General features: G+C 62.6%; 6 protein-coding genes. 1 reads left to right on the forward strand and 5 read right to left on the reverse strand.

Features of this window, described 5'->3' with window-relative positions:
• Window positions 1-545 precede the first annotated feature (545 nt).
• From CQY20_RS34690 to CQY20_RS32575, 3 genes are all read right to left on the reverse strand, one after another.
• A complete protein-coding gene (locus CQY20_RS34690; RefSeq protein ID WP_133119197.1) occupies window positions 546-1,301 on the reverse strand; it encodes a hypothetical protein in 756 nt (251 codons plus the stop codon).
• Window positions 1,302-1,455: 154 nt separating this feature from the next.
• Window positions 1,456-2,424: a NaeI family type II restriction endonuclease gene (locus tag CQY20_RS32570; protein WP_097945276.1), complete on the reverse strand. Its 969-nt coding sequence runs from the start codon at window positions 2,422-2,424 to the stop codon at window positions 1,456-1,458.
• A gap of 357 nt (window positions 2,425-2,781) precedes the next feature.
• On the reverse strand, window positions 2,782-3,783 hold the full coding sequence (locus tag CQY20_RS32575) for a DNA cytosine methyltransferase (RefSeq protein WP_097945281.1): 1,002 nt from the start codon (window positions 3,781-3,783) through the stop codon (window positions 2,782-2,784).
• A 134-nt stretch (window positions 3,784-3,917) separates the two neighbouring features.
• Here CQY20_RS32575 and CQY20_RS32580 point away from each other — a divergent pair, with 134 nt between their 5' ends.
• Window positions 3,918-4,358 (forward strand): very short patch repair endonuclease, encoded by a 441-nt coding sequence (locus CQY20_RS32580; RefSeq protein ID WP_272938847.1) that lies wholly within the window; start codon window positions 3,918-3,920, stop codon window positions 4,356-4,358.
• A gap of 110 nt (window positions 4,359-4,468) precedes the next feature.
• On the opposite strand, the gene CQY20_RS35295 is transcribed toward CQY20_RS32580, so the two are convergent.
• Both CQY20_RS35295 and CQY20_RS32590 read right to left on the reverse strand, forming a co-directional pair.
• The gene (locus CQY20_RS35295; protein ID WP_174814684.1) at window positions 4,469-5,095 is read right to left on the reverse strand and encodes a VldE C-terminal domain-containing protein; all 627 of its coding nucleotides are present in this window, start codon (window positions 5,093-5,095) and stop codon (window positions 4,469-4,471) included.
• Between the two features lie 199 nt (window positions 5,096-5,294).
• On the reverse strand, window positions 5,295-7,543 hold a 2,249-nt coding region (locus tag CQY20_RS32590), incomplete at its 5' end, for an esterase-like activity of phytase family protein (protein ID WP_109789781.1).

Genomic DNA, 7,543 nt, shown 5'->3' on the forward strand with positions numbered 1-7,543 from the left:
CAAGCATCCTCAGTAACGCGCCACGGTGGTCCCATCCCCCTGGCAATCAGGTGGTCCCATCACCCTGGCAAGCGACACTCCTAGTTTTCGCGAACCGTCGCAGTTGGCCTGCGACAGTTGGCGTTTTTAGCCTGCGACGAGGCTTGCGAGTGATTGAAGCGACGGAGCTCGAGGCGCTCGCCCTACTGAAGAGAGTTAAAGCGGCGAGAAGTGCGTGGGTCGCCAATTACCGTCCAGCATTTCCGTCGACCCGTCACTGCTACTTTTGCGCTCGGCGGTTCGACTGTCCGGCACACTGGGAAGCTATCGACGACTAGGAAGACCAAGACGCAGTTCAAGGAATCCTTGAAGCGGTCGAGTTTGCCGCTAACGGCAGGTCCTCCCTTACGCTGGATTCGGAGCGAGGCACCGCCTGGGTATCTGACGTTCCCAGCACGGTTGCATCGTGTTTAACTATCGGTGAATTGACTCGTGCAGTTCGCCTACGGAGGAGTCGTTACGAGACTCACGACCTCCACAACCGTGAAATATGGTATGCCACTGATCTATCGGAAATTCGCACTATCCGACCCGGCTGACAGAGGAGATCTCTCCGATCGTATTGAACTGCTGGAAGAATAGGTGCTGGTGACCAGTAGCCTCGAGACGTCGTAACTTCGACTCGTTACCCAGGATCGCCACGCTGAGGGACAATCTGGCGCTTCAACCGGCGGAATCCCCTTCACGACAGCGTCGATCCATGTCCGCCTCACGCGCCCGACATTCAAGACCGTAAATCGCGATTCGTAGTTTTCGTAGGGTCCTTCGATAGATTCCCTCCAGATCGCTTTGAGGGCCTCTTCGGGAGGAAAACCCTCAGCTCCGGGTGCGAGTAGCCCACGGAATATCACATCTCGTCCGGTGCCGACCTTCTCCAGGAAGAGGAACGGCGGAATCTTCATACGGTCAGCAGCCGTCCCGAAGCTCGCGGCAAATACCTTCTCAAGGAGGAGATTTCCCTTACGCTGCGTCCCCAGAAGATCTTGCCCAGGTCTGCGATTGTCCCCGTAGTACGTGAGGATTCCAGTCGATTCATCGAGATGATCCGGCCACTCTTCCTCGACGCCGCTGGTGTAAACGACGGCGATTCGAACCGAACCTTTAACCGGTGATCCCTTGTATCGGAACCCGCCTTGGTTTCCGACCGGCACCAGCTTGCTGATCGGATCGTCCGCTACTGTGCCTCGAGTACCGCCTTTATAGATTCCCGCGACAACCAAATCTGAGTTTGCTATGTCATCGAATGCGACAATGATACTCATACATGGAGTCTAACCATTCCTTTCGCATCTTTGGTCAAATCTGGTGCTAAAGAGTTCTTTTCGCATGAAGGGGCGCACATACACACCGTGCGCAGAATTTGACTCGAACTGCAATTTGCGTGTCACGTCGATTGCTGGCACCAGCGTCGCGAAATCATCTACCACCCCGCGGTATCTCGGGCGCAAGCTCCACTGGATCTTCCGGTCGAGCGAGAGCCCATCCCCCGCCACCTATCTCCGCAACGGGATCGGTCCGGCCAACTTTTGCGCGAGTTACGCGAGCCGCGACCAATTCGCCCTTTTGGGGGACGGGCAAACCCAGAGCTTTCGCGACCAGCGGATCGTCGTCCTGATGGCCGAGCACCAGAATTCCCTCCCTGCGAAGATAGGTCCGCGATCCGCCGTTGTTGCGTGCCCGCTTCATAAAGTCGTCCTGCTGTCCCACAGTCGCTACCTCAGCGCGTCGGATAACTTGCCCTTGAACGCGGCGGAAGAGCTCGTTTAACCGCGCTTGTCCGTGCTGGTTACCGCGTGGCGCCCTGGCAGCGAAGATTGCGTTGCGCGTCTCGTCGTCGAGCCGATAGAAGAGATTCTGCGGTAATCGGCCATGATCACGCCACAACCAGTGGATGTTGGCCCGCGCAGAAGCCGCCAGCTTCTTCTTGGAGTCGCGGTTGTTCGATGCGGTCAGGTGTTCGGGCTGAATACGGAGCATGCCGGCGTGCCACGACGCGGTGCTCTCGTTTGCGTGCAAGAGCAATGCAAGATGGCCAACCACCTCGGGCGGCAGTTCCCACCCATACGGCCTTGACGAGTACTTGCAGTCGACATCGACGCCTGCAATACGATAATCCATGTCAATGCCGTCGTCGAAGTCGAATGCGCGATGAAGGTTGATCTCGACCAACGTGCCCATGTGGGTCTTCTCTGTTTTGTACAACCCTTCGAATTTCCACCGGCCTGTGTGCTGTCCGTCGTAGAGCTGATCGAAGGTTTCGCGTAGCACGGCTGCCACTTTGTCCCCGGTCGGATCGAGCCTATAGAGGGCAGCAACGACGGCCTCCAGTGCCGGATCATCCGAACTTTCTGGCCACAGGGCTATGTCAAACGACGTCTGAGTCACGATCCAACCTCCAGCTGTAATGCGGAAGCTTAGAGCGAACTACGGCAAAGTAGGCGGCAAAATTGGCAGTCGGGTCGTTAACGGTCCGACTGTGTGTCGACAAATACTTCCGCTGACAGACAGTTGTGAGGTGGCGAGACCCTGCGCCGCCACCGTAGCGGCGAATTTTTAGTGTCCGGCCCACAGCCGCTACGACGCGCAGGATATGTACTACTGGGCGGGTTTGCCTGATGCGCCAGCGGCAGCGAAGCGCCAGCGGCACCAAAACTTCCGGCGATTTTTAGTATGAGTGCATCTCCAGCCGGAAGGCGGGATGGTGCCTTCTCGGTAGATGCGCACGGAGCTTCGAGCGATGGACTATGCGCTACCAGCAAGACGAGAATGAGCGTTCCGGCCGACCTTCCGACGTGCTGAGGCCTTACCACTCAGCGCATCAACGATTTGACAACCCACGGCCGCTGCAACGGGGGGAGGGAATGCATTACCGATCTGCCGGTATGCCGCCGTCTTCCGTCCATAGAACTGCCAGTCAGGCGGAAAACCTTGCAGGGCAGCAGCCATCTCCAGCGTAAGGCGCGGTACATGATCGATCGGCGTGTATCGATCGGGCCCTTCATTCGCCAAGCCCTTACCGTCGACCGCCAGCTCCATCCATTCGCGCCGTGCGCGGGTTGGCCCTAGATCCGGCCCTCCGTGCTTGCGAGAGCCTCCAACTATGGTCGGACCAATGCCGCTGGCCCGTCTTGCCCATGCCCTGGCGCCACGCCATCCATTGCGGGCCATCAGAGGGTAGAGCACTTCGCCGACGGTGGGCGGGGCTCCGTCGGAATCGGGCCACACGAACCGCCGATAGTACTTGGGCTTGGCAGCGACGAGAACAAAACGAGGCCGCAGTTGCGGCACACCAAAATCGCTGGCGTTGAGGACCTGCCAGTCTGACTCATATCCAAGTTCAGCTAAACGGCTCCGAATCGCCTCACGATACGGTCGGAATTTCACCGTCGAGAGCCCGCGCACGTTCTCGAGCATTACGGCAGCAGGCCTGATCTCTTCCACTAGACGCAAGGCTTCTGGGAAGAGATCCCGCTCGTCATCCTCACCGAGGCGTTTGCCCGCAATGGAGAATGGCGGGCACGGAACGCCACCAGCCAGCAGGTCGACGCCCCGGTATGCTCGCCCGTCGATGTCACGCACATCGCCTTCGTGGATCTTCCAGTGGGGTCGGTTGATACGTAACGTTTCGCACGGCTCGTGCTCAATCTCGACCGCTAGCTCATGTTCAAATCCCGCGTCTTCCAGGCCTAGCGACTGCCCCCCAGCCCCGGCGCAAATCTCAAAGCAGGTCAAGCCGGTCGTCATTTCGCGCCTCCGCAACATTCGAACATTTGTTCGATAGACGACTTTACCCGGCGTGCCGGGCCATGGTCAATGTTCTCCGTCGTACGGTAGCCGTGTGGCGGCGGCCAGCGGAGGAGGCGCACCGAACAGTGGGTTTGCAAAGTTATGCGACGACGCCCGGCCGGTCCCGCAATATGGCGGCTATCCGACGTCGAGACACAAAACCAGAGGTGAAGCTTCGATCGGCACTACACGGCCTTGGCTTTAGATTCCGGAAGGATTACGCGATAAAGGTCAATGGCAAGGTTATCCGGCCCGACGTTGCCTTTACTAGGCACCGTATCGCTGTCTTCATCGACGGCTGCTTCTGGCATAGCTGCCCGAAACATGGACGGAAGCCGTCAGTCAACAGCGATTACTGGTCGCCCAAACTAGAAGGCAATGCACGCCGAGACCTTCAACAAACGTGCGCGCTACGCGCGGCCGGATGGGTGGTCTTGAGATTCTGGGAGCACGAAGACCTTGACTCGATGGTGACGCAGGTCTCCGATCTAATCACCTCGAACATCAATGCTGCCGAGAAGGGTTTTGATTGACACAACACATGAACGGTATGGCGCGTGCCATCTATTCTCGCCAGACTTTGAACTGGAGGCCGCAGACCTGACCCGGTCGACCACTACGGCGATTAATGCGCTCGATTGATTCAGCGGAGGAAAGTCTGAGCCTCCGAGGGATATCCGCCGCCTTTGGTCGCGACGTGTACGTGGTCGTAATGGTTGGCGGTGTCCGAGCCGCGGTTCCTCATCACTCGTTTCGAACCGTCGGGCCGGTAGATGGTCTGGCGCCAGATCGCGTGCACCACGCCGAAGCGCTCCGCATTCGCCAGCACGTACGCCAGGACGCTGTCGCCGAGCGCCTTGCCCGCAGCCGAGCGCGCGTTCGGGATCATCACGTCGATTGCCAACCCGTGCGGGTGCCATTTCAACGGATCCGACCGCATCCCGCCGATGTCGAGGATCTCCGGGAACGCCGCACTCACCGCCCGTGCCGCCAAGATCGTGTCGACCTGCAGCCCCTTCTCCTGCGCCACGCCCCTCGGCAACACATCCGGAACCCTCGGCTTGGGCTGCATGGCCGCCATCGGCTGCACCGCCGGAGGTGGCGGGCTCGGCGGCGCTGCCGCCGCGACATCGCCACAGCACCCCGCCGCGTCACCCAACTGCGGATGACTGTCTGCGCCGACAACAAACACCGCGGCGGCCGCGACAGCCCCCACCACGACCGTCAACCGCGGCCAGCGTCGCTCCTTGGCTAATGAGTGCCTTCCCATCGGCAGCGCACGCTACCGACGGCCCCCACGCTCTCGCCAACCGCCGCAACGGCGACCCAAAGCTCCGAGCCGCTCGACTCACCCGCAAACCCCCAGGTCACACGGGCCAGAGCCGCTCCCGCGGGCCACAACCGCCGCCTGCTAACCGTGTCGAGCGTCATCTACGGCGCCAAATGTGACCCCGCCCGGCCCCGCCTACTTACCCCTTCAGCGCCTCACCCGCCGGGCCCAGGTCGAAGAACTGTGTCTCGCCGTTCGCGTCGTCGAGGCCGTCGTTGTCCGTGACCACGTACAGCTTCCCGTTGCCCGCGATCGCGAAACCCTCCACCTTCTCCTGCGCGAAACCGTTCGTCGCCTGCAAATCCGGCAACAAGTTGCGCGCCAACGTCTTCCGCAGCACTTTCGGCGCCCCCTGCGCCGACATCCCCTCCGCGTCGTCCGGCATCTCCACCCGGTAGATGCCCTTCACCCGAGCATCCGGCCCGTTGAGCTTGTCGCGTTCCAGCACCAACAGCGCGCCGTCATGCACCGCGATCTCGGACAGGCCGATCCAGTCCCCCTCCGCGGACGTGCCCTCCAGCTGATAGCCGAACCACTCCCACCTGTCGCGGTCCGGGCTGTACCGCCCAAGCCGAACCACGCCCTTCGGGTCGCCCTTTACCTCGCGCTGCACCGCCACCCACACGCAGTCGCCGTCGACGGCCACCCCCTCGAGGCCCTGCCCGCCCAGCCTCGCCGCAACGTCCGGGGGCAAGGGAACCCGCCGCTCGATGCTGCCGTCGGCCGACACGTACACCAGCTGATTGCCCGGACCGTCCTCGCCCTCCACCGCGAGCACGAACCCGCCGTCAGGCCGCGCGGCCAGCCCCTCGATGTCGAGCGTCACCGGCTGCCCGTCCTCGGTGACCGGCAGCGCGGAGTCGATCACCGCCGGCGTCTTCGACACATCCACACCGAGCACCCGCGACGGCCCGAACGCCACATCGGTCGCCGTGAACAACCGATCCCCGTCAGACGGGTCGGCGCTCAACGCACCGAGCGCGCCCCATCCGATCGGCGCCCCGTCGACGTCGCCCGACACGATCGACGGAAACGCCATCCCGCCGTCCTCGGCGTACGTCTCGCCATACCCGTAGACGCTGACCGAGGCGCGCACCCGCTTCTCGGGGTTGTCCTCCTCCGACGAGATCACCAGCAGGTCGCGCGCCGGGATTGTCAGGACGCCCTCCGGCCCCGGAGTGGTCGGCATGATCTGCCGGAACTTCGGCGCTGTCACATCGCTGACGTCGTACGCGGCGACGAAATTGCTTCGCTCCGAGGCGATCAGCGCGGTCGGCCGCCCGCCGATCTCGGTGATCGCCAGCCCTTCGGGCTCCGGCCCCTTGGCCCCGGCGCGGCTCTCGTTGTGCAGGCCGGTGCGCACGGCGAGTTGCTCGAGCGAATTGCCGGCATCCCAGACCACCTCGCCGGTGGCGGCGTCGAAGATCGTCCAGCCGCGGGTGCCGCCCTTCCAGTCGCCCTCGTTGGCGGTGGCGACGTGGCCGTCGTCGACCCAGCCGATGGCGTCGGGCTCACGCGGCGTGTCCGGGATCGACCCGGTCTGGTCGATCACCCCATCCTCAGCGGTGTCGATGCCGTTCACGGAAACGCTTCCGGCGCTGAAGATCTTCGACACCGCGCCGCTGCGGCCGTCGATGATCGCGAAGCCGTTGTTCTCCTGCAGCGTCACCGCGACCTGACCGCGGGAGTTGATGCTCACGTATTCGGGTTCGAGATCTTCCGGGGTGTCCAAACCAGCAGCCCGTGCCGCCGAGACGTCGAAGTCGACCCGGCGCGCAGTCCACCTGTCCGGAGCGCCGGCCAGATCAACAAGTTGCACGAATCCCGTTGGCGGCTGCGGCAAGTCACCTTCTTCACCGCCTGGCGGGGTGGCTTCCTCGTCGCGCTGGTTCTCCATCGCGATCGCGGCGAATGCACCGTCCGGGCTGATCGCGATGGAGTCCGGTTGACCGGCGAGGTCGATGCTGCGCACTCGGGTGCGGTCGGCGACCCGCACGACGTCCACACGGCCCGACGGGTGCGGGAAGTCGCCGCCGGTGGTGTCGACGACGACCAACACGTAGTCGCCGATCGCCGCCACCGAGGTCGGCTGGTCGTCGGCATGGCCGAGTTCAGCGAGCGAAAGTATGCCTTTGCCAACCGGTTTCGCCGGATCACCAATGTCGAGGAAGCCGATGCGTTTGGCGGCGGCGTCGGTGTAGATCACCGTGTTGCCGTCCGGCGTGGCCGTGGAGATCTCGGCGACTGTCTCCTCCGCCGGATCTTGCGCGTTCAAGTACACCGGGTAGGTGGCCGTGCGGTGGTACCGCCCTGGCTGTGACAGGTTGATTTGGCCCCGGTAGGACGGTCTGTTTTGGCCCCGTCCGCCCGACTCGCCGGTGCGGTTGT

This window comes from Mycolicibacterium agri (assembly GCF_002553505.1).
Taxonomy (GTDB): Bacteria; Actinomycetota; Actinomycetes; order Mycobacteriales; family Mycobacteriaceae; genus Mycobacterium; species Mycobacterium agri.

Bases quoted from the DNA above. Each gene is read 5' to 3' on its own strand.
- CQY20_RS34690 (WP_133119197.1), bottom strand. From the start codon at position 1,301: ATGAGTATCATTGTCGCATTCGATGACATAGCAAACTCAGATTTGGTT.
- CQY20_RS32575 (WP_097945281.1), bottom strand. From the start codon at position 3,783: ATGACGACCGGCTTGACCTGCTTTGAGATTTGCGCCGGGGCTGGGGGG.
- CQY20_RS35295 (WP_174814684.1), bottom strand. From the start codon at position 5,095: ATGGGAAGGCACTCATTAGCCAAGGAGCGACGCTGGCCGCGGTTGACG.